At 65.4% G+C, this 20,035-nt stretch carries 19 protein-coding genes, 1 tRNA gene and 1 pseudogene; 12 read left to right on the forward strand and 9 right to left on the reverse strand.

Going from position 1 to position 20,035, the window contains the following annotated elements:
- Nucleotides 1–158 precede the first annotated feature (158 nt).
- Nucleotides 159–2,477 carry a DNA topoisomerase IV subunit A gene (gene parC / locus B0G62_RS00760; RefSeq protein ID WP_103701593.1) on the reverse strand — a complete coding sequence of 773 codons (2,319 nt, stop codon included), beginning with the start codon at nt 2,475–2,477 and terminating at the stop codon, nt 159–161.
- A gap of 51 nt (nt 2,478–2,528) precedes the next feature.
- Entirely contained in the window at nt 2,529–4,520 is a 1,992-nt protein-coding gene (locus tag B0G62_RS00765) for a DNA topoisomerase IV subunit B (protein WP_103702844.1), read from the reverse strand.
- A 368-nt stretch (nt 4,521–4,888) separates the two neighbouring features.
- On the opposite strand from B0G62_RS00765, the gene B0G62_RS00770 reads away from it, so the two are divergent.
- Nucleotides 4,889–5,179, forward strand: a complete 291-nt coding sequence (locus B0G62_RS00770) for a nucleotidyltransferase family protein (RefSeq protein ID WP_103701595.1) — start codon at nt 4,889–4,891, stop codon at nt 5,177–5,179.
- Entirely contained in the window at nt 5,176–5,529 is a 354-nt protein-coding gene (locus B0G62_RS00775; protein ID WP_103701597.1) for a HepT-like ribonuclease domain-containing protein, read from the forward strand. The genes B0G62_RS00770 and B0G62_RS00775 overlap by 4 nt, the downstream gene beginning before the upstream one ends.
- Before the next feature lie 39 nt (nt 5,530–5,568).
- Here B0G62_RS00775 and B0G62_RS00780 read toward each other — a convergent pair whose 3' ends face one another.
- Entirely contained in the window at nt 5,569–7,497 is a 1,929-nt protein-coding gene (locus B0G62_RS00780) for an ATP-binding cassette domain-containing protein (RefSeq protein ID WP_103701599.1), read from the reverse strand.
- Nucleotides 7,498–7,642: 145 nt separating this feature from the next.
- Nucleotides 7,643–8,056: a DUF4399 domain-containing protein gene (locus B0G62_RS00785; protein ID WP_103701601.1), complete on the reverse strand. Its 414-nt coding sequence runs from the start codon at nt 8,054–8,056 to the stop codon at nt 7,643–7,645.
- 281 nt (nt 8,057–8,337) lie between these two features.
- On the opposite strand from B0G62_RS00785, the gene B0G62_RS00790 reads away from it, so the two are divergent.
- From B0G62_RS00790 to B0G62_RS00830, 10 genes are all read left to right on the forward strand, one after another.
- Nucleotides 8,338–8,520, forward strand: coding sequence for a rubredoxin (locus B0G62_RS00790; RefSeq protein ID WP_103701603.1), 183 nt, complete (start codon nt 8,338–8,340; stop codon nt 8,518–8,520).
- Nucleotides 8,521–8,704: 184 nt separating this feature from the next.
- Nucleotides 8,705–8,779 (forward strand) — tRNA-Arg (locus tag B0G62_RS00795).
- A gap of 204 nt (nt 8,780–8,983) precedes the next feature.
- Nucleotides 8,984–9,259 carry a hypothetical protein gene (locus B0G62_RS00800; RefSeq protein WP_103701604.1) on the forward strand — a complete coding sequence of 92 codons (276 nt, stop codon included), beginning with the start codon at nt 8,984–8,986 and terminating at the stop codon, nt 9,257–9,259.
- A 63-nt stretch (nt 9,260–9,322) separates the two neighbouring features.
- A complete protein-coding gene (locus B0G62_RS31040) occupies nt 9,323–9,502 on the forward strand; it encodes a hypothetical protein (RefSeq protein WP_146055187.1) in 180 nt (59 codons plus the stop codon).
- Between the two features lie 119 nt (nt 9,503–9,621).
- Nucleotides 9,622–9,921, forward strand: coding sequence for a hypothetical protein (locus tag B0G62_RS00805; protein ID WP_227473325.1), 300 nt, complete (start codon nt 9,622–9,624; stop codon nt 9,919–9,921).
- A 133-nt stretch (nt 9,922–10,054) separates the two neighbouring features.
- Nucleotides 10,055–11,461, forward strand: a complete 1,407-nt coding sequence (gene dcm / locus B0G62_RS00810) for a DNA (cytosine-5-)-methyltransferase (RefSeq protein ID WP_103701608.1) — start codon at nt 10,055–10,057, stop codon at nt 11,459–11,461.
- Nucleotides 11,462–11,467: 6 nt separating this feature from the next.
- Nucleotides 11,468–11,935 (forward strand): very short patch repair endonuclease, encoded by a 468-nt coding sequence (locus tag B0G62_RS00815; protein WP_103701610.1) that lies wholly within the window; start codon nt 11,468–11,470, stop codon nt 11,933–11,935.
- Between the two features lie 115 nt (nt 11,936–12,050).
- Nucleotides 12,051–12,554: a YbhB/YbcL family Raf kinase inhibitor-like protein gene (locus B0G62_RS00820; RefSeq protein ID WP_103701611.1), complete on the forward strand. Its 504-nt coding sequence runs from the start codon at nt 12,051–12,053 to the stop codon at nt 12,552–12,554.
- A 105-nt stretch (nt 12,555–12,659) separates the two neighbouring features.
- Complete coding sequence (locus B0G62_RS00825; protein ID WP_103701613.1) at nt 12,660–14,093, forward strand: MFS transporter; 1,434 nt, start codon at nt 12,660–12,662, stop codon at nt 14,091–14,093.
- Nucleotides 14,094–14,265: 172 nt separating this feature from the next.
- The gene (locus tag B0G62_RS00830) at nt 14,266–14,823 is read left to right on the forward strand and encodes a hypothetical protein (protein WP_103701615.1); all 558 of its coding nucleotides are present in this window, start codon (nt 14,266–14,268) and stop codon (nt 14,821–14,823) included.
- Between the two features lie 199 nt (nt 14,824–15,022).
- On the opposite strand, the pseudogene otsA reads toward B0G62_RS00830, so the two are convergent.
- From otsA to B0G62_RS00855, 5 genes and pseudogenes are all read right to left on the reverse strand, one after another.
- Nucleotides 15,023–16,417: pseudogene (gene otsA / locus B0G62_RS00835) on the reverse strand (alpha,alpha-trehalose-phosphate synthase (UDP-forming)); the annotation flags it as partial.
- A gap of 236 nt (nt 16,418–16,653) precedes the next feature.
- Nucleotides 16,654–16,929 (reverse strand): hypothetical protein, encoded by a 276-nt coding sequence (locus B0G62_RS00840; protein WP_103701619.1) that lies wholly within the window; start codon nt 16,927–16,929, stop codon nt 16,654–16,656.
- 124 nt (nt 16,930–17,053) lie between these two features.
- The gene (locus B0G62_RS00845) at nt 17,054–17,260 is read right to left on the reverse strand and encodes a hypothetical protein (protein ID WP_103701621.1); all 207 of its coding nucleotides are present in this window, start codon (nt 17,258–17,260) and stop codon (nt 17,054–17,056) included.
- Nucleotides 17,261–17,477: 217 nt separating this feature from the next.
- Nucleotides 17,478–18,875 carry a sigma-54-dependent transcriptional regulator gene (locus tag B0G62_RS00850; protein ID WP_103701623.1) on the reverse strand — a complete coding sequence of 466 codons (1,398 nt, stop codon included), beginning with the start codon at nt 18,873–18,875 and terminating at the stop codon, nt 17,478–17,480.
- A 377-nt stretch (nt 18,876–19,252) separates the two neighbouring features.
- The gene (locus B0G62_RS00855; RefSeq protein WP_103701625.1) at nt 19,253–19,549 is read right to left on the reverse strand and encodes a hypothetical protein; all 297 of its coding nucleotides are present in this window, start codon (nt 19,547–19,549) and stop codon (nt 19,253–19,255) included.
- Nucleotides 19,550–20,035 lie beyond the last annotated feature (486 nt).

The raw sequence follows: 20,035 nt of genomic DNA on the forward strand, positions 1-20,035 counted from the left end.
CCCATGAGGCGCGCGGCATTATTTCATGCCGCTGGATGCTGCGTGCCGGATGTGTGCACGCCGCAATGGGCGTGCGTTGGCTGGCAAAGCGACCGGCCCTGCTTCACAGGGAAAGAACAGAGGCCGGTCTGGCGGGCTGCGTCTCGCAGATATGCCGCTTAACGCGGCAGCACCGGACGCATGCCCGTGATGACCTTGAGCTTCGAGTCCGGCGCGCGGCCCTTGCGTGCGCGCTTGCCGATCTGCGGCGCGAGCACGGGACCGGCCATCAGGTCTTCGCCCGGCTTTTGCGCGCGGCCCGTGCCTTCAAGCACGACGCCCGACGCGTTGATCGCCAGCGCCTGCACCAAGGTTTCCTTGTCTTCGAGCTGCATCAGCGTGACGCCACGGCCGCCGCCCGACAGCGTCTTCATCTCGTCGAGGCCGAACACCAGGAGACGCCCGCCCGACGACAGACACGCCACCTGGATCGCGTCCGGCACCATAGGCATCGGCCTGAGCGGCACGCTGCCCTCGTCGATCGTCATGAAAGCCTTGCCCGCCTTCACGCGGCTCACCATGTCGCCGATCTTCGCGATGAAGCCGAAGCCATTGCTCGACGCCAGCAGCAGCGGCTGCTCCGCGCCCGCCGCATAGTAGTGCAGCAGATGCGTGCCCGCTTCGAGTTCGATCAGCGACGTGACCGGCACGCCGTCACCGCGCCCGCCCGGCAGTTGCGCCACCGACACCGAATAAACGCGTCCCTTGCTGCCCCACGCGATCAGCGTATCCGGCGTGCGGCACTGGAACGCCGCATAGAGACCGTCGCCGGCCTTGAACGTGAAGCCCTGCTGGTCGAGGCCGTGGCCCTTGAGCGCACGCACCCAGCCCTTCTGCGACACGACCACCGTGACCGGCTCGTCCACCACGCGCGTCTCGAACGTCGCGCGCTTTTCCTGCTGGATCAGCGTGCGGCGATCGTCGCCGTACTGCTTCGCGTCGGCTTCGATTTCCTTGATGATGAGGCGCTTCATCGACGCTTCGTTGGCGAGCAGTTCTTCCAGCTTCGCCTTCTCCTCGCGCAGTTCCGCGAGTTCCTTCTCGATCTTGATCTTTTCCAGCCGCGCCAACTGACGCAGACGGATTTCGAGGATGTCCTCGGCCTGACGCTCGGACAGACCAAACGCCTTCATCAGCGCCGCCTTCGGCTCGTCCGACTCGCGGATGATGCGGATGACTTCGTCGATATTGAGGAAGACGATCATCCGCCCTTCGAGGATGTGGATGCGGTCGTCCACCTTCGCCAGGCGATGCTGCGTGCGGCGCGTGACCGTCGCGAAACGGAAACCGATCCACTCGCCCAGAATCTCGCTGATGCCCTTCTGGCGCGGACGCCCATCGGCGCCGACCATCACGAGGTTCAGCGACGCGTTCGATTCGAGGCTCGTGTTGGCGAGCAGCGAATTGACGAACTCGGCCTGATCGATCTTGCTGGTCTTCGGCTCGAACACGAGACGCACGGGCGCGTCCTTGCCCGACTCGTCGCGCACGGCGTCCAGCAGCCCCAGCATGGTCTGCTTGTTCTGCAACTGCTCGGGCGTGAGCGTCTTCTTGCCGAGCTTGAGCTTCGGGTTGGTCAGTTCCTCGATCTCTTCGAGCACCTTCTGGCCCGAGGTATTCGGCGGCAATTCGGTAACGACGAGTTGCCACTGGCCGCGCGCGAGATCCTCGATCTTCCAGCGCGCGCGCACCTTCAGGCTGCCGCGCCCCGTTTCATAAGCCGCCGCGATTTCCGCTTCGCTCGAAATGATCTGGCCGCCGCCGGGGAAATCCGGCCCCGGCAGACGCTCCATGATCTCCGCGTGCGAAAGCTTCGGATTCTTGATCATCGCCACGGCCGCCGTCGCCACCTCGCGCAGATTGTGCGAGGGGATTTCGGTGGCCAGCCCCACGGCGATGCCCGATGCACCGTTGAGCAGCAGCATCGGCAGGCGCGCGGGCAGCGTTTTCGGCTCCTGGAACGAGCCGTCGTAGTTCGGCATGAAATCGACGGTGCCCATATCGATTTCGTCGAGCAGGAGCTTGGCGATAGGCGTGAGGCGCGCTTCCGTGTAACGCATCGCCGCCGCGCCGTCGCCATCGCGCGAGCCGAAGTTGCCCTGACCGTCGATGAGCGGATAGCGCATCGAGAAGTCCTGGGCCAGACGCACGAGCGCGTCGTAGGCGGACTGGTCGCCGTGCGGGTGGTACTTGCCGAGCACGTCGCCGACCACGCGCGCCGACTTCACGGGCTTGGCGTTGTCGCCGAGACCCATTTCGTTCATCGCGAACAGGATGCGGCGCTGCACCGGCTTCTGGCCGTCGCAGACGTCGGGCAGCGCGCGGCCCTTCACCACGCTCACGGCGTAGTCGAGGTAGGCGCGCTCCGCGTAGTGGCCGAGCGTGAGCGTGTCGCCGCCGCCGGCCGCGCCATTCGCTTCAACAAAAAGATCGTCCATGTTTCAATTAATCCGTAGTCTGGTGTGGGCGGGGGTACGTGAAGGCGCGGATCAGATATCCGCCTCGACTTCATTGCCCTTCTCTTCGAGCCACGAACGGCGCGAGGCCGCTTCGCCCTTGCCCATCAGCATCGTCATGCGCGCGACAGTGGCCTCGTAATCGAGGTCGCCGAGCACGATGGGCGACAGGCGGCGCGTGTCGGGATTCATCGTCGTGTCCCAGAGCTGTTCGGCGCTCATTTCGCCTAGACCCTTGAAGCGGCTGATGGACCATTGCGTGTCGCGCACGCCGTCCTTGCGCAGCTTGTCGAGAATCGCTTCGAGCTCGCCGTCGTCCAGCGCGTAGAGCTTCTGCGCGGGCTTCTTGCCGCGCGCGGGCGCATCGACGCGAAACAGCGGCGGACGCGCCACGAACACATGGCCGCGCTCGATCAGCTGCGGGAAATGCTTGAAGAACAGCGTGAGCAGCAATACCTGGATGTGCGAACCGTCGACGTCCGCGTCCGAGAGAATGCAGATCTTGCCGTAGCGCAGGTTCGAGAGATCGACGGTGTCGTCCGGGCTATGCGGATCGACGCCGATCGCCACCGAAATATCATGCACTTCGTTGTTGGCGAACAGGCGGTCGCGCTCGGTTTCCCATGTGTTCAGCACCTTGCCGCGCAGCGGCAGGATCGCCTGATACTCCTTGTCGCGGCCCATCTTGGCCGAGCCGCCCGCCGAATCGCCCTCCACGAGGAAGAGTTCGTTGCGCGCGATATCGGTCGCCTCGCAGTCGGTGAGCTTGCCGGGCAGCACGGCCACGCCCGAGCTCTTGCGCTTTTCGACCTTCTGGCCCGCACGCGTGCGCGCCTGGGCCTGCTTGATGACAAGATCGGCGAGCTTCTTGCCGTGCTCGACGTGCTGATTGAGCCACAGTTCGAGCGCCGGGCGCGTGAACGACGACACCAGCTTGACGGCGTCGCGGCTGTTCAGGCGCTCCTTGATCTGCCCCTGGAACTGCGGGTCGAGCACCTTGGCCGACAGCACGAACGAAACACGCGCGAACACGTCTTCGGGCAGCAGCTTCACGCCTTTCGGCTGAAGATTGTGCAGCTCGACGAAGCTCTTCACCGCCTGGAACAGGCCGTCGCGCAGACCGCTTTCGTGCGTGCCGCCCGCGGGCGTCGGGATCAGGTTGACGTAGGATTCGCGCGTGAGCGTGCCTTCCTCGCACCACGCCACGACCCACGCGGCGCCCTCGCCTTCGGCGAAAGTGTCGTCGTTGGTACGGCCATCGGCGTAACGCTCGCCTTCGAACAGCGGAATCAGGAGATCCGCGCCGCCCATGCCTTCGAGCAGGTAGCCGCGCAGACCGTCTTCATACTTCCAGCTCAGGCGCTCGCCGGTTTTTTCGTTGATGAGTTCGACTTCGACCCCAGGCAACAGTACCGCCTTCGAGCGCAGCAGGCGTTGCAGCTCGCCCAGCGGCAGATTGGGCGAGTCGAAATACTTCGGATCGGCCCAGGCGGTCACGCGCGTGCCGGTTTTCTTTTCGTCGCGCGCGGCGTTGCGCACGGTAAGCGGCTTGACGACGTCGCCATGCGAGAAGCCGAGTTCGGCGACCTTGCCGTCGCGCCAGACGGTCACGTCGAGACGCTTCGAGAGCGCGTTGGTGACCGAAACGCCCACGCCGTGCAGGCCGCCCGAGAACGTATAGGCGCCGCCGGCGGCCTTGTCGAACTTGCCGCCCGCGTGCAGGCGCGTGTAAACGATTTCGACGACCGGCACCTTTTCTTCGGGATGCAGGCCGAACGGGATGCCGCGGCCGTCGTCCTCGACGGACACCGACTGGTCCGCGTGCAACGTGACGGTGATGCGTTTGCCGAAGCCGCCGAGCGCTTCGTCCGAAGCGTTGTCGATGACTTCCTGGATGATGTGCAGCGGATTCTCGGTGCGCGTGTACATGCCCGGCCGTTGCCGGACGGGCTCAAGGCCCTTGAGCACCTTGATCGACGCTTCGCTATATCCAGCGTTTGCAGCGTTTGACTTCTTCGTTGACATGGTGATCCGCAGGGAGTTGTCCGCGCGCTTGTCCACAGAGGCTGTGGACATCTGCGGGGAAAACGCGTTGAGTGTTCAAAAAAACCGTGACGAAACAATGGCGTGGGCGGGCTGCTCGCCAAAGCGCCAGGCGCGGCGCGCCAGCCCGGTCAGCCGTATTCGCGAGGTATTGTACTGATTTGGGACCGCGCGGCAATTTGCATGAGGGTCGGCCGTTCGGCCGAGGGGCGGCGCAAGACGCGACTCGCGTAGAATGGGCCGCTTGTGGCAGGGGGTTTGCAGCGGATTGCCGTGGTGTCTTTATCGGTTAATTTAACGGCCTGTTCGTTGCAACGTTTGCGGGAATACTGGGAAAGCCTGGAGCCGTCGTGAAACCATCCGAAGCTTTGCGCGCGCATCGCGCGGAAATTCGTGAAATCGTCGCGAGCCATCACGCGACGAATGTACGCGTGTTCGGCTCGTCGGCGCGGGACGAGGACGATGAGGATAGCGATCTCGATCTGCTGGTTGATCCGACGCCGGAAACGACATTTATCGATCTCGCGCAAATCCAGTTGCAGCTGGAAGCGCTGCTGGGCGTGCCGGTCGATGTGCTGACACCGAAAGCGCTACCGGAAAAGTTCCGCGCTCGTGTCGTCGCGGACTCGGTGCCAGTATGAGAAAGGAAGATCTGCGCACGCCGGATTATCTGCAACATATGCTCGACGCTGCCGAGCGCATCCGTAGTTACCTCGCACCGCTTTCGCAGGAAAGCTTTGAGGCAACACCGATGGCTATCGACGCCGTCGCACGGAACCTCGAAATCATCGGCGAAGCGGCGCGCAATATCATGCGCGGCGATCCAGCGTTCACCTCCACGCACCCGGAAATACCTTGGGAAGCGATGTATGGCATGCGCAATCGCATCTCGCACGCGTATTTTTCCGTCGACACAAGCATTGTCTGGAGCACCGCACAGACCTGGGTTCCCGATCTGGTGCGCAAGCTCTTGCCGTTGACGTCTAAATAAAAAAGCGGCCTTCGTCAGGCCGCTTTCGCTTGCTTCACATCACTTGCGCTTCGCCTCAAGCTCTTCCCAGCGCTCCAGCGCGACGAGCAATTCCTCGTCGATCTGCCCATAGCGTTCGGTCAGCCGCGTGGCTTCCTTCCCGTCTTTCGCGAAGATCGAGCCGTCCTCGATCTGCGCACCGATGGTCTTCTGCTCCGTCTCCAGCGCCTCGATCCGTTTGGGCAGTTCCTCCAGCTCGCGCTGCTCCTTGAACGACAGCTTCACGCTGCGCTGCGCGTTGCGGCCCGCCGCGCTGTCCTTCGGCGCGGTAGCAGCCGGTACGGCGTCCTTCGGCGCACGCGCATCGGCGATTTCCTGCGAGCGCGTGCTCTGCGTCTGCCAGTCGGTAAAACCGCCGACGTATTCGCGCCAGCGCCCCTCGCCCTCGGACGCGATCACCGACGTCACCACGTTGTCGAGGAACGCGCGATCGTGCGACACCAGCAACACGGTGCCGTCGTAGTCGGCGAGCAGTTCTTCGAGCAGTTCGAGCGTCGGGATGTCGAGGTCGTTGGTCGGCTCGTCGAGCACCAGCACGTTCGCCGGGCGCGCGAACAGGCGCGCGAGCAGCAGACGGTTGCGCTCGCCGCCCGAGAGCGACTTCACGGGCGAGCGCGCGCGCTCGGGCGCGAACAGGAAGTCGCCCAGATAGCTCATGACGTGCTTCTTCGCGCCGTTGATCTCGACCCAGTCGCTGCCAGGGCTGATGGTATCGGCGAGGGTCTTTTCGAGGTCGAGCTGCGCGCGCATCTGGTCGAAGTACGCGACCTGCAGATTGGTGCCCACGCGCACCGAGCCTTCATCGGGCTTCAATTCGCCCAGGATCAGCTTGAGCAGCGTGGTCTTGCCCGCGCCGTTCGGCCCGACAAAGCCGATCTTGTCGCCGCGCATGACCGTGCCCGTGAAGCGGTCGACGATCGTGCGGCCGCCGTAGCGCTTCACGACGTCCGTGAGTTCCGCGACGATCTTGCCCGACTTCTCGCCCTGCGCGACGTCGAGCTTCACGTTGCCCTGCACGTTGCGGCGCTCGGCGCGGTCGTTGCGCATCTGCACGAGGCGCGCGATGCGCCCGACGCTGCGCGTGCGGCGCGCTTCCACGCCCTTGCGGATCCACACTTCTTCCTGCGCGAGCAGTTTGTCGAACTTCTCGTTTTCCACGCGCTCGACTTCGAGCTGCTGCGCCTTGCGCTCCTGGTACTGCGAGAAGTTGCCCGGATACGAGAGCAGCTTGCCGCGATCGAGTTCGACGATGCGCGTAGCCACGCGATCGAGAAACGCCCGATCGTGGGTGATGAAAAGCAGGCTCGAACGCTGCGAGACCAGCAGCTCTTCAAGCCAGCGGATGCCGTCGAAGTCGAGGTGGTTGGTCGGCTCGTCGAGCAGCAGCACGTCGGGCTGCAGGACGAGCGCGCGCGCCAGCGCCACGCGCTTTTGCATGCCGCCCGAGAGCGCGCCCACGCGCGCCTCGCCTTCCAGACCGATCTGCGCGAGCGTCGTGGCGACGCGCGTGCGCCAGTTCCAGCCGTCGGCATGATCGAGCGACGATTGCAGCGTGTTCATGCGCGCGAGCAGCGCGTCGTGTTCGGCGCCTTCGGGCGTTTCCGCGAGTTGGTGCGCGACCGAGTCGTACTCGTCGAACAGCGCGCGCACTTGCGCGAGACCCGAGGCGACCGTGTCGAACACGCTGGCGTCGGTGTCGAAATCCGGCTCCTGCGGCACATAGACGGTCGTGAGGTCCTGCTGGCGGGTGACGAGGCCGTCGTCGGGCCGGGCGAGATCCGCGACGATCGTGAGCAGCGACGACTTGCCCGCGCCGTTACGGCCGATCAGCCCGACGCGCTCGCCGGCTTCGAGCGAAAAGTCAGCGTGATCGAGCAGCGCGACGTGGCCGAACGCGAGTTGCGCGCCGGTGATGGAGTAAAGCGACATGGATGGGACCGTGGCCTGCGTTGGAGAGCAAGCGCGTATTGTACCGGGCGTGCCGGACCTGGATGCGGCAGGCCCGGCTCGCTCGGGAGCCGGGCCTGCGCGTAACGCCGCGTGACGGGCGAAGCGGACGCGTTACTTCACCTGGTTACTTCACGTGCACCGTGATCGTCTGGCTCCAATCGGGGCCGTAGGACTGGTGCGCGCCGTTCGCGAACTGCGCCGTGAGCGTGTGATCGCCCGGCGGCAACGTGATATCGGCTTCGGTCTGGCCTTTGCCGTAGTGAATCGATTTGTCGTTGACCGGCACGACCTGGCCTTGCGACAGCGGCTGCCCGTCGATCAGCAGATGATGGTGCCCCGTGTTGGGCGTGACGGTGCCGGCGGGCGCGACCGTCATGCCATCGACGCCGAATTTCACGTGCACCGGATTGCTCACGGTCGCGCCGTCCTTCGGCTCGATGAAGTACACGCCCTCGGCATGTGCGACAGTGCTCGCGAAGCCGTTTGCGGCAAGGCACACCGCGAAGGTCATACCGGCCAGCCAGGTGTTTTTCATCATTGTTCGCTCCTGTGAATGGAGGGTTGCGGAGGGTTGCCGATGGGTTTGCCGATGTCTTTGCCATCGCGCTCGCGGCCAAGCATACACCGCGGCGATGACGTGACGCCGCACGCCTGGCATACCGATTCAAGCGGTATGAAAACCGCATGGAAACGTCCGGCGAAAGGTGTGCTCGCCGTTTTCCGGTAACATCGCGGCTCGCCCGCGCCCCGGCTAATCGGGGCCATATAAGGGGTTTTCCGCGGCCCTTCGCCGCGAATTGCAATAAACAAAGGTGTGTTGTGAGCGAAGTTATCGAGTACAAGAGCTGGGTTTGTCTGATCTGCGGCTGGATCTATAACGAAGAAGAAGGGTTGCCGGACGAAGGCATCGCGGCAGGCACGCGCTTCGCGGACATTCCGCAAGACTGGCGCTGCCCGCTGTGCGACGTGGGCAAGGCCGAATTCGCCGTGGTCGAGTTCTAGGACTCCGGACAGCCTGTCGCGAGCGCGAAGAGCCACGCGCCATTTTCCAGCCGCATCGGCTTTGCTATACTCTTGCGCCTGCGCGGGCAACGTCCTCGCGTAGACTCCGCGCCATGACGGGTGACTTGGGAAACATGGCAGCTGGACGGAGTCGGGGCTTGCGCGCCCCGCGGCGTACTGAGCGCTCCCTGTAGTTCAATGGATAGAACAAGTGCCTCCTAAGCGCTAGATGCAGGTTCGATTCCTGCCAGGGGGACCAGATGCGCCGGCTTTTGCGTCCGCGCCCATCTTTCCCCGCTCGTTTCAGCCGTCGCCCACGATGCACCTGGCGCGGCCATTCCAGTTTCCACTTTCCCTTTTTCAGTGCTGCGCGGCACGCGTTTGGCGCCTGAACTGCCGTTCGAGTTCGAGTTGCGCCTGAACCCACGCGCGCCGCAGCGCCCTCTTTCCAGGCAGATCCACCATGGACATCAACAAGCAAGTCGCCGCCCTCACCCATTCCGAACTGCAAACGGCCGGCGCGAGCCAGGCCACCGCGATCGCCGTGAGCGTGCTGCTGCGCCATCTGAGCTCGCCGGAACTGATCAAGCTGCTGTCCTCGGCGTTCGAAAACCATCAGGCCGTGATGCTGCAAACGCCCTGGCCCGAGCAGATGCTGCAGTCGTTCGAGGCGACCCGCCGCTTTCTGGAAGGCGCCGCGCAAGGCCCGGCGCCCGCACCCGCCACGCCGGCGGAGTAAGCCAGCGGGGCGTGGGCAACTGCGCGCGGCGGTTGCGGCCGCCAGCCCGCCAAGGTTTGTCAATTGTTAACCTTCACGCGCACGCGCATCGCCTACGCTGGTTTCCAGCAAGCCGGGACCCCGGCGAAACATCGCCGGAGACCGTCGGAGACCCACGCCATGACCTCGCCCTACGTTTTTGCGCTTATCGCCGCGCTCGCCGCCGTCGTCTATTCGTCGCTGACGATGCTGTTGCTGGGCTGAACCCAGGCGGCAAACTCTGCGTTGAATCACATGGCTCTATCGGCCCGGTTGACGGCCCAGGGTAAACGTGGGGCGCAATTCCATTAAAGTTAGGGTCGGAGCTGTCGTAATCTCCATACATGGACACGCCCCGTCCCCTCCCGCCCGGCTACCTGATGTCGAATCTGATCGATCAGGACATTGCCCACATCCGTCGCGTCATGCCGCTCTCCCTCGCGGGCGATCTCGGCGGGCCGATCCTCTCCGCGAATTACTGGCGCGCGCGCCTGCACCGGCTGCTCGACACTGGCCACATCAATAAAGGCCAGCTTGCCGACATCGACAGCCTGCTGGTGCAGATCGACCTGCACGAGCTGAGCACCGCCTCGATGGCCGCGCGCGTGGCGAAGCAGGCCGCCGCTCAGGTCGCGAACCACTAGTTTCACGTCCGCGTTTCACGTCCAGGTTTCACGTTAGTCCCTCGCTCTGGTTCGCCCGCGCGGGCTGCGCTTATGCCCGTTCTGCACGATCACGCCCGGAATTCCTGGTGTCGCGGGTCAGGCATCGGTCATAATGTCCGCCAAAATACCCAGAGAGGACTTCGTGCACCCGGCCCATTCGCGAGATCTTGCGCGAGACCTGCTTGCGCAGGCACGTCAGCGCTTCACGCAGCAGCAGATCGCCACCCACGTCGGCAAGGACGTCAAGACCGTGCGCCGTTGGGAAAAAGGCGAAACGCCATGCCCCGCCATGCTCGACGCCGCGCTGCGCGAACTGCTGCGCAGCACCGAGCCCGCTAGCGCCACGACGTCCGGCCCGGCTGCGCCCGCGCGCTTTCGCTTCGTCGATCTGTTCGCCGGCATCGGCGGCATCCGCATGGGCTTCGAGGCGCACGGCGGCGCCTGCGTGATGACGAGCGAGTGGAACGCGTTCTCGAAGAAAACCTATCTGGAAAACTACGGCCCGAAGGATGGCGAGGGCCACGCCTACGTGGGCGATATCGTCGAATTCCCCGCCGCCGGGGTGCCCGACCACGACGTACTGCTCGCGGGCTTCCCGTGCCAGCCTTTCTCGATCGCGGGCGTCTCCAAGAAGAACGCGCTTGGCCGGCCGCATGGTTTCGAATGCACCACGCAAGGCACGCTGTTCTTCGACGTCGCGCGCATCATCGCCGAAAAGCGGCCCGCCGCCTTCCTGCTGGAGAACGTCAAGAACCTGCTCTCGCACGATCACGGCCGCACCTTCGACGTGATCCTGCAGGTTTTGCGCGACGAACTGGGCTACGACGTGCACTACCGCGTGATCGACGGGCGTCATTTCACGCCCCAGCATCGTGAGCGCATCATCATCGTCGGCTTTCGCGAGCCGACGCCGTTCACCTGGGACGCGCTCAGTCTGCCCGAGGAAGGCCCGCGTCTCGCCTCGGTCCTGCATCGCACCGACGGCAGCGAGCCGCTCCTGCCGTGGGACGGCGAACGGTTCTTCGACCACTCCGCGCGCCGCGTGCAGCCGAAATACACGCTCACGCCCAAGCTCTGGGCTTACCTTCAGCAATACGCCGAGAAGCATCGGGCGGCGGGCAATGGCTTCGGCTATGGCCTCGCGTTCCCGCATAGCGTCACGCGCACGCTGTCGGCGCGTTATCACAAGGACGGCAGCGAAATCCTCGTCCATCAGGGCGAAGGGCTGCGCCCGCGCCGCCTCACGCCGCGCGAGTGCGCGCGTCTGATGGGCTTTCCCGACACCTTCCGCATTACCGTGAGCGATACCCAGGCGTACCGTCAGTTCGGCAACAGCGTGGTGATGCCGGTGATGCGCGAAGTGGCGCGCGCGATGATGCCGCACCTGGACGCCGCGCTCGCGCGCGAGCCGGCCGCCGCGAAAGCGAAGACCGGGGCGGCGATGACCCAGCGGCGCCGCCGCGCGAGCGCAGCCAAAGCAGCCCAGACGTCCACGGACGAAGCGGCACTGGCCGCCTGACGGCTCATGGTCGACGTCGTCGACAGCGCGACCCGCAGCCGGATGATGTCCGGCATACGCGGGCGCAACACGAAGCCCGAAGTGCTGATCCGCAGCCTGCTGCATCGCCGCGGCTTTCGCTTCCGGCTCGACGTGCGCGAACTGCCCGGGCGCCCCGATATCGTGTTGCCGCGCTACCGCGCCGTGGTGCTGGTGCACGGCTGCTTCTGGCACGGCCACAACTGTGCGCTCTTCAAGTGGCCGGCCACGCGGCCCGAGTTCTGGCGCGCCAAGATCGGCCGCAACCGCACGAACGACGCCCGCGCGCTTGCCGCACTCGCGGCGCTGGGCTGGCGTGTCGCCGTGATCTGGGAATGCGCGCTGCGCGGTGCTTCGCAGGACCCGCAAGCCGTCGTCGATCGGCTCGCCGCCTGGCTTCAGGACGATACGCAGAGCTGGTTCGAGGCGCGCGCGGCACAGCAGGAAACGCCGTGATCGCCGGTCCAGACACGACTTAACGCGGTGCTAAACTCGATTGGATAACCCGCGCCAGACGCTTGACCGGCGCACGGCTTATTCCTGTCAGAACTCACGAGAAAGGAGGCAAGCGATGGCTGATTTCCGACTCTGGTCCGACGATTTTCCGAGTAACGGCTTCATGCCGAAGGCACAGGAATTCGACGATCGGGCCTTCGGCGTCGAAGGCGACAATCTCTCGCCAGCGCTTCAATGGGACGCGCCGCCTGCCGACACGCAAAGTTTCGCCCTGACCGTCTACGATCCGGACGCGCCCACCGGCAGCGGTTTCTGGCATTGGGTGGTCGTGAATATCGGCGCTGATGTGCGGGCGCTTGCGCGCAATGCGGACAAGGCCGACGGCAGTTTGCTGCCGCCCGGCGCCCTGCAGGTGCGCAACGACTACGGCACGGTGGGCTTCGGCGGCGCCGCGCCGCCGCGCGGTGACAAGCCGCATCGCTATATCTTCCGCATTCACGCGCTCAAGGCGCCGCAACTGCCCGTCACGCCCGAGACCACCAACGCGGTCGCGCGCTTCATGACCCATCTGAACGAGCTGGATTCGACCACTTACGTCGGGCTTTACGAACTCAAATAAGTCCCGACGCTGCTCGCGCGGCACCCTGGCGCCGCGCGTCACAACAACCTTTTGAACCGGCCCATAGGGCAGCGAGCAAGGAGACGCGCGCTGCCGCCCCCATCAATGCCCACACGCACGTCATACACCGCTCCTGAATCCACTACCGCCGCGTTATCCGGCGATCCGAACGATCCCGAAAGCGGTCTGCCCTTCCCGCAACGCTATTACGCGATTCTCGTCGTCGCCCTCGGCATCACGCTCGCCGTGCTCGACAGCGCGATCGCCAACGTCGCCCTGCCGACCATCGCGCGCCATCTGCACGCGAGCGCCGCGAACTCGATCTGGATCGTCAACGCGTATCAGCTCTCCGTCACGATCGCACTGCTGCCGCTCTCGTCGCTCGGCGACCGCATCGGCTACCGGCGCGTCTATCTGTGGGGCCTCGCGCTCTTCACGGTGGCGTCGCTGGGCTGCGCGCTCGCGACCTCGCTGCCGGCGCTGGCTATCGCGCGCATGGTGCAGGGCCTCGGCGGCGCGGGCGTCATGAGCGTGAACACCGCGCTCGTGCGCATGATCTATCCGCGCGCGAAGCTCGGGCGCGGCGTCGCCATCAACGCGATGGTGGTGGCCATCGCCTCGGCGATCGGGCCGACGCTCGCGTCGGGCGTGCTGTCGGTCGCGTCGTGGCCGTGGCTCTTTGCGATCAACGTGCCGATCGGCGTCGCCGCGTTCACGCTGGGCCTGCGCGCACTGCCCACCAACGAGCGGCATCCGGCGCCCTACGATTATCTGAGCGCGCTCTTCAACGCACTGGTGTTCGGACTGCTGATCTTCGCCGTCGATGGCCTCGGCCACGGTGAAAACCACGCCTTGATCGGCCTCGAATTCGCGGGCGCGATCGTCATCGGCTGGTTCTTCGTGCGCCGCCAGCTCAACCAGCCCGCGCCGCTCTTGCCCGTCGATCTGCTGGCGAATCCGCTCTTCGCGCTGTCGATCAGCACCTCGGTCTGCTCGTTCTGCGCGCAAATGCTGGCCTTCGTCGCGCTGCCGTTCATGCTCCAGGACGTCTACGGCTTCTCGCAGGTCGAAACCGGTCTGCTGATGACGCCGTGGCCGCTCGTCATCATCGTCGCCGCGCCGGTCTCGGGCTGGCTCTCCGACCGCTATCCGGCAGGCATCCTGGGCGGCGTCGGGCTGGCGCTGTTCGCGCTCGGCCTGCTGTCGCTCGCGATGCTGCACGCGCACCCCACCGACATGCAGATCGCCTGGCGCATGGCGCTGTGCGGGGTGGGCTTTGGCATCTTCCAGTCGCCGAACAACCGGCAGATTCTGTCGTCCGCGCCGCGCGAGCGCAGCGGCGGCGCGAGCGGCATGTTGGGTACCGCGCGGCTCACGGGACAGACGCTCGGCGCGGCCATCGTCGCGCTGATCTTCGGCGTTGCGCCGCAGCGCGGGCCGACCGTCGCGCTCGCAGTGGCGACGGCGTTCGCGGCCGCTGCGGCCGTCGTGAGCATGATGCGGCTCGTGCCCGGCCGCGCTGCGCAGGCGCGCGGGTAATTTCCGTCGGCCGCTCCATCAGCCACCCCGTCGGCCACCCCGTCAGCCACCCCATCGGCTGATGCGGGCCGCCTCGTTTTTACGCTTCGCACGCACTACCATGGACTTACGGCGCACCACGCGCCGCAGTCCTGTTCTTCTGGCGAGTCAACCTTCGTGGAGGGGGATTCCCATGTCTCTGATCGTCGCTGGCCGGTTCACGACCTTTCCCGCCGCCGAATCCGTCGCCGAAAAGCTGTTCTCGCGCGGCTTCGTCGAAGAAGACGTCAACCTCTTTTTCGTCAATCCGCGCGGACAGCACGCGCGTCATACGCCCCATCCCGTTGCGCTCGCCGCCGCGCCGTCGCATCGCACGCGCAACCTTACCGCAGGCGCGGTGGCAGGCGCGGTCGTAGGCGTCGCGCTGTTCGGTGCACTGCTGTCCGCGTCCTTGCCTTCGGTCCTGATCGCCGCAGGTGTGGGCGCGTGGATCGGCGCACGCATTGGCGGCGGCTGGCAACGGGCCGCCGAACACGAGGCGCGCGTGCATCACGAAATGCGTCAGTCGGGCGTCCTCCTCACGGTGCATGTGAGCGCGGAAAATCAGGCGCTGGCCGCCGAGGTGCTGCGCGAAGCGGGCGCCGACGAGGTCGAGCGCGCCACGGGCCAATGGCATTGGGGCCACTGGGCGGATTTCGATCCGACGCAGCCGCCGCACCCGTACGCCGACGCCGGCGTGCAACGAGCCTGACGCAGCGCCGGGTTGGCGGCAACCGCAATAAAAACGGCGACCCGAAAGTCGCCGTGGGGTGAATCGTGTGCGCGACAGGCGCCCGGTCAACCGGCGCTCAACTCGCCTTGCTGGCCGTGCTCGCCGCCTGATCGGGTTGCGATTGCGGTTGTGGCTGCGACTGAGGAGGCTGCGCCTTCGCGGCGGGCGCGGCGCTGCGCGCCCTTTCCGTCACCGAAGCCGCCGTGGCCACACTGCGCAGATCGGCCAGGAAGGTATCGCGCCACACCGAAAGATTGTTCTCGCGCAGCGAAGCCATCATGTCTTCGTAGCGCGACTGACGCTCCGCATGCGGCATCGACAGCGCGCGTTCCAGCGCTTCGGCGGTCTGGTTCAGATCGTAAGGATTCACAACCAGTGCGCCCGGCAAATCATCGGCGGCGCCCGCGAATTGCGAGAGCACCAGTACGCCCGGATCTTCGGGATTCTGCGAAGCCACGTATTCCTTCGCAACCAGATTCATGCCGTCACGCAGCGGCGCCACATAACCGACCTGCGCCTGGCGGAACAGCGCCATCAGCAGATTGCGCTCGTACTTGCGATTCAGATACTGGATCGGCGTCCAGTCGAGCTGGGCGAAGCGCCCGTTGATGCGCCCGGCCTCGCCTTCGAGATTGCGGCGAATCGTCTGATACGTTTGCACGTCGGAGCGCGTCGGCGGCGCGATCTGCAGCAGCGAGACGCGCCCATGCCAGCCCGGTCCGTTCTGCAACATGCGCTCGAAGGCCTGGAAACGCTCGGCGAGACCCTTCGAATAGTCGAGACGGTCCACGCTCATGATGAGCTTGCGACCGCGCATCGCGTCGCGCAGGCTGCGCACGGGCTTGCGGTCGGTGAATTGCGTCGCGGCCTTCTCGATCGCATCGGGATAGATGCCGATCGGGTACGCCCCCACTTTCAGGAAGCGATCCCACGCGTGCACCATGCCGTCGTCGCTCGACGTGCCGTGACCGCCGCGCTCGACGTAATCGAGGAACGCCTGGCGATCGGCATCGGTCTGGAAACCGACCACGTCGTAGTTGCACATGAACTTCATCAGCTCTTCGTGCGGCGGCACGGAGCGCAGGACTTCCGGCACCGGCAGCGGAATGTGCAGGAAAAAGCCAATCGGATTTTTCACGCCGAGATCGCGCAGGCAGCGCGCGAACGGAATCAGGTGATAGTCGTGGACCCAGATGATGTCGTCGGGCTGGATCAGCGGCTTTAGCTGGCGCGCGAGCGTGACGTTCACGCGCAGATAACCGCCGTATTCCTGGCGCTCGTAGCGCGCGAGGTCGTTGCGGTAGTGGAACGTCGGCCAGAGCGTCGTATTCGAGAAGCCTTTGTAGTACTGGTCGTAATCACGGCGGGTCAGACCGACCGTCGCGTAGGTGACGCTGCCCTGCTGTTCGATGGTCGGCCCGGCGGGTTCCGCGACGGTCTCGCCGCTCCATCCAAACCATACGCCACCGGTTTCCTTGAGCGCATCCAGCACGCCGACCGCGAGGCCGCCAGCGGCGGGACGCCCTTCCTGGGTCGGTGCAACGCGATTCGATACCACGATCAGTCTGCCCATTGCGGCTATACCTCCTGTTTCGTTGGGTCCGGGGACGGTGCTCTGCACTATCACGCAAGATGCGTGCCTCGCCGCCTCGATCCGGAGCCTGATTGGCCTGATGGACCTTGTGCGCCGGTTTTGACACAGTGATCGCGCAAGCAAAACCTCGCGAGAGCCGGCGAAAACCGGTTCGATCGCGTCGCAAATAACGGCAGGCTTCGATGCGCTGCACGGGCCACAGCGCAGTGATGAAATCACGCGTCCTGCTCGGAGCCGAGATCGCGCTGATAGTCGATCCCTTCGGCGCGCGCGCCGCCCTGGTTGTGCTCGCCATCGGGCGGCACGCCGGGCGCTGGGCGATTCTGGTTCGCGGGATCGGGAGGGACGCCGTTCGACGGAGCGGCAGAAACAGCGGAAGCGGCACCGCCGTAACCACCGGAATCGGCAGGATTGCCGACCTTCTGTTCTGCGTCGCGCGGGCCACGCTTGCCCGAGTGACGCGCGGACCGGCGCAAAGCGGGATGTCTCATGTCGATGCCTCCTGCATTCAGGCCGTCACACGGCGAGGGCGTTTTTATAGTCTAGGAATCGCCGTGTGAAATTGCCGGTAAATATGGCCACGCGTTTGTAACTAGTACATAAAAGGCCTGTTCATCAGGCGCGAGACAGGCAGCCGCCCCGCATCGCCGGATAAAAGCGCGGATCGATCGAGCGCGGCACCTCGCCAGGCTGCGGCGGCGGATCGCCGACCGGCGGCGCGTCGGGCGTGCCGGGCTGGTCAGGCGGGGGATCGTCGGGCTGCGGAGTGTGCGCGAGCCAGGGCTTCACGCGGAACGGATCGGATTGCTTGCAGCTGGGCATCGCTCGCTCCTCGAAGGGGTTTAACGAGCGGATTGCAAGCCACGTACCAGCGCGCGCCGTGGCCTGCAACGCCATGCGCCGCCGTATGCACGAGGCGCAAGGCGTGCCGGGAAACGTCGGCGCGCAGACTGCAGAGTGGTGCGATTTACATCGCTTGCAGGCAAGCGCCGCAACATGGGCGCAGCCTGCTCAGGAGGACAGAAGGATTGACGAAGGGTCAGGTCGCCGCGCGCGCGGACGCTTCGTTTTTGCCGCCGCCGGCGCCGCCGCCCGTCTCGTTGCCATACTCGACGAGCCGGTTGTACAGCGTCTTCAGACTGATGCCGAGGATTTCGGCTGCACGCGTCTTCACGCCGCCGCATTGGTCGAGCGTCGCGAGGATCAGTTGTCGATCGGCGTCGGCCAGCGAGGTGCCGAACGGAATCGTCACCGCCGTGCCCGCCACGGGCTTCGACAGCGAAATCTGCAACGGCACGGCGGCCGTGAGATCGCCCTCGTTGCCCGCCATGATGTGCGCGCGCTGCACGTAGTTCTTCAGCTCGCGCACGTTGCCCGGCCACGGATAGGTGGCCAGCATCTCGCGGACGGCGGCCGGGAACTGCTTCTTCGTGCCGTGGCGCTCGTTCAACTCGTCGAGGAACGCCTGGGCCAGCAGCTCCACATCCTTGCCGCGCTCGCGCAGCGGCGGCAGGTTGATCGGGAACACGTTCAGGCGGTGATACAGGTCCAGACGCAGTTTGCCTTCGGCGACGGCCTGCTCCGGGTCGCGGTTGGTCGCCGCGATCAGGCGCACGTCGGTCTCGATTTCCCTGGTCGTGCCCACGCGCATGAACATGCCGGTTTCGAGCACGCGCAGCAGTTTCACCTGCAACTCGATCGGCATTTCGGTGATTTCGTCGAGGAACAGCGTGCCGCCGTTCGCGCGCTCGAAGTAGCCCTTGTGCTGGCGATCGGCGCCGGTGAACGAGCCGCGCTCGTGGCCGAACATTTCCGATTCGATCAGGTTCGGCGAAATCGCGCCGCAGTTCACGGCGAGGAATTCGTGCTTGCGGCGCAGGCTCAGCTGGTGAATCGTCTGCGCGGCCACTTCCTTGCCGGTGCCCGATTCGCCCACCAGCATCACCGACGCCGGCGTGACCGCGACGCGGCTGATCTGGTCGTACACGTCCTGCATGGCCGGCGAATTGCCGAGCATCAGGCCGAAGCGGCCCATGCGGCGCAGCTCGCCGCGCAGCGTGCCGATTTCGGCCTTGAGGTCGCCCGCGCGCGGCAGGCGGTTCAGGATCGCCTTCACGCGCTGCAGGTTGATCGGCTTCACGAGATAGTCGATCGCGCCGCTCTTGAGCGCATCGACAGCCGTTTCGACGCTCGCGTGGCCGGTGATGACGACGAGTTCCACGCCCGAGCGCGGATCGAGGTCCTGGAACAGATCGGTGCCGCTGCCGTCGGGCAGCTTCAGGTCGGTGAAAACGACATCCGGCATCTGCCGGATCAACTGGATGCGCGCCTCGCGCAGATCGCCCGCCTGGGCGGTGGTGAGCCCGTCTTCGCCCACCACGGCGGCTAGCGCTTCGCGGGTTTGGGCGTCGTCATCGACAATCAATACATGTGGCATCGCGTCTCGTCAGCCCTGAAAGGTGAATGGCTCCCATGCGCGATACGTACCACGCCGCGGGCATCGCGGACCCGCCGGACGATTTTTTCCGGCGCCGCCAGCGTGGCGGTGCGTACGTTGCGCTGCAGTGGAGTGCGAAACGGTCGGGCGCGTTCAAGACGGCAAGCGCGCGGTTTTAGCTGCACTGTAGTGTCAAAGCGCAACAATACCGCGAACAGAGCGCAACCCGAACCTCGATTGTTGTGGATATCACTATTATAGACAGATTCGAGATAGCCCGGCGCGGGTTTCCCGGCGCTCGGGCGCAAGCGTCGGGATTCAGCGCGGCGAGCGGCCCGCGCAGCCGGAACGAACAAAGCGCATCTCAACCCGCGAGGTCAATGCCGCGTGGCGGAATCCGCGCCGCCGGTCGGAAACGGCCAGGCCGCACCGACATCGTCCTTCGGCGCGCCGCGCTCGCGCGTCGTCGGCGACGCGGCGGCTGTAGCGTTGAGCACACCATTGGCGGTCTCGGACAGCGATCCGCCCTCCTCCTCCCATCGGCTCAAATCGCCATGCAGATGCTGGCGCATACGGTGACGCTGCGACCAGCGCAGGGCCAGCACGCCTGCCGTCGCGCCGAGCGCGCCCACGGCAAACAGGGTTCCGAACAGTCTAGGCTTATTCTTCGACATAGCGACTCTCCCGATAGCTCCGCCAGACAACCTCTTTGCAACGCCCGCTCCTTGACATGGACGCGTGCGTGCCGTGGGAGTGGCGCAGCACGAGACGTGCCAGATCCCGTAAAAACCGGCAGAAGACGGAAAAGCGAAAAAACATCGCGTCACGGCCACTGGACAGTGGACCGATAAGCGCCGGATAAGTGCCGGATAAGTGCCAGACAATCGCCCGCAAGGGCCAATGATGCGCCCGATCCGGGCACGTCCATTGCCCTGCGAGGCGTCGCAGTGGTTAAATGTTTATGAGATGGAAATCCCGCGACCGGCGGCGCGACTTCGTTCGCGCCGGTCCTGGCCGGTCGCCGCCCGTCCGAAGCCAGCGTCCCGGCCCGAACGCGAATCCGCGTGAATCCGCGTAAAGGCTCGTGCGCGCACTGACGCCGGGCGTCTGCGCCCATACTGCAAGTTGTGCGAATGCATCCTGGCCTCGGGCCACTTACC

Source organism: Paraburkholderia eburnea (genome assembly GCF_002917095.1).
GTDB lineage: Bacteria > Pseudomonadota > Gammaproteobacteria > Burkholderiales > Burkholderiaceae > Paraburkholderia > Paraburkholderia eburnea.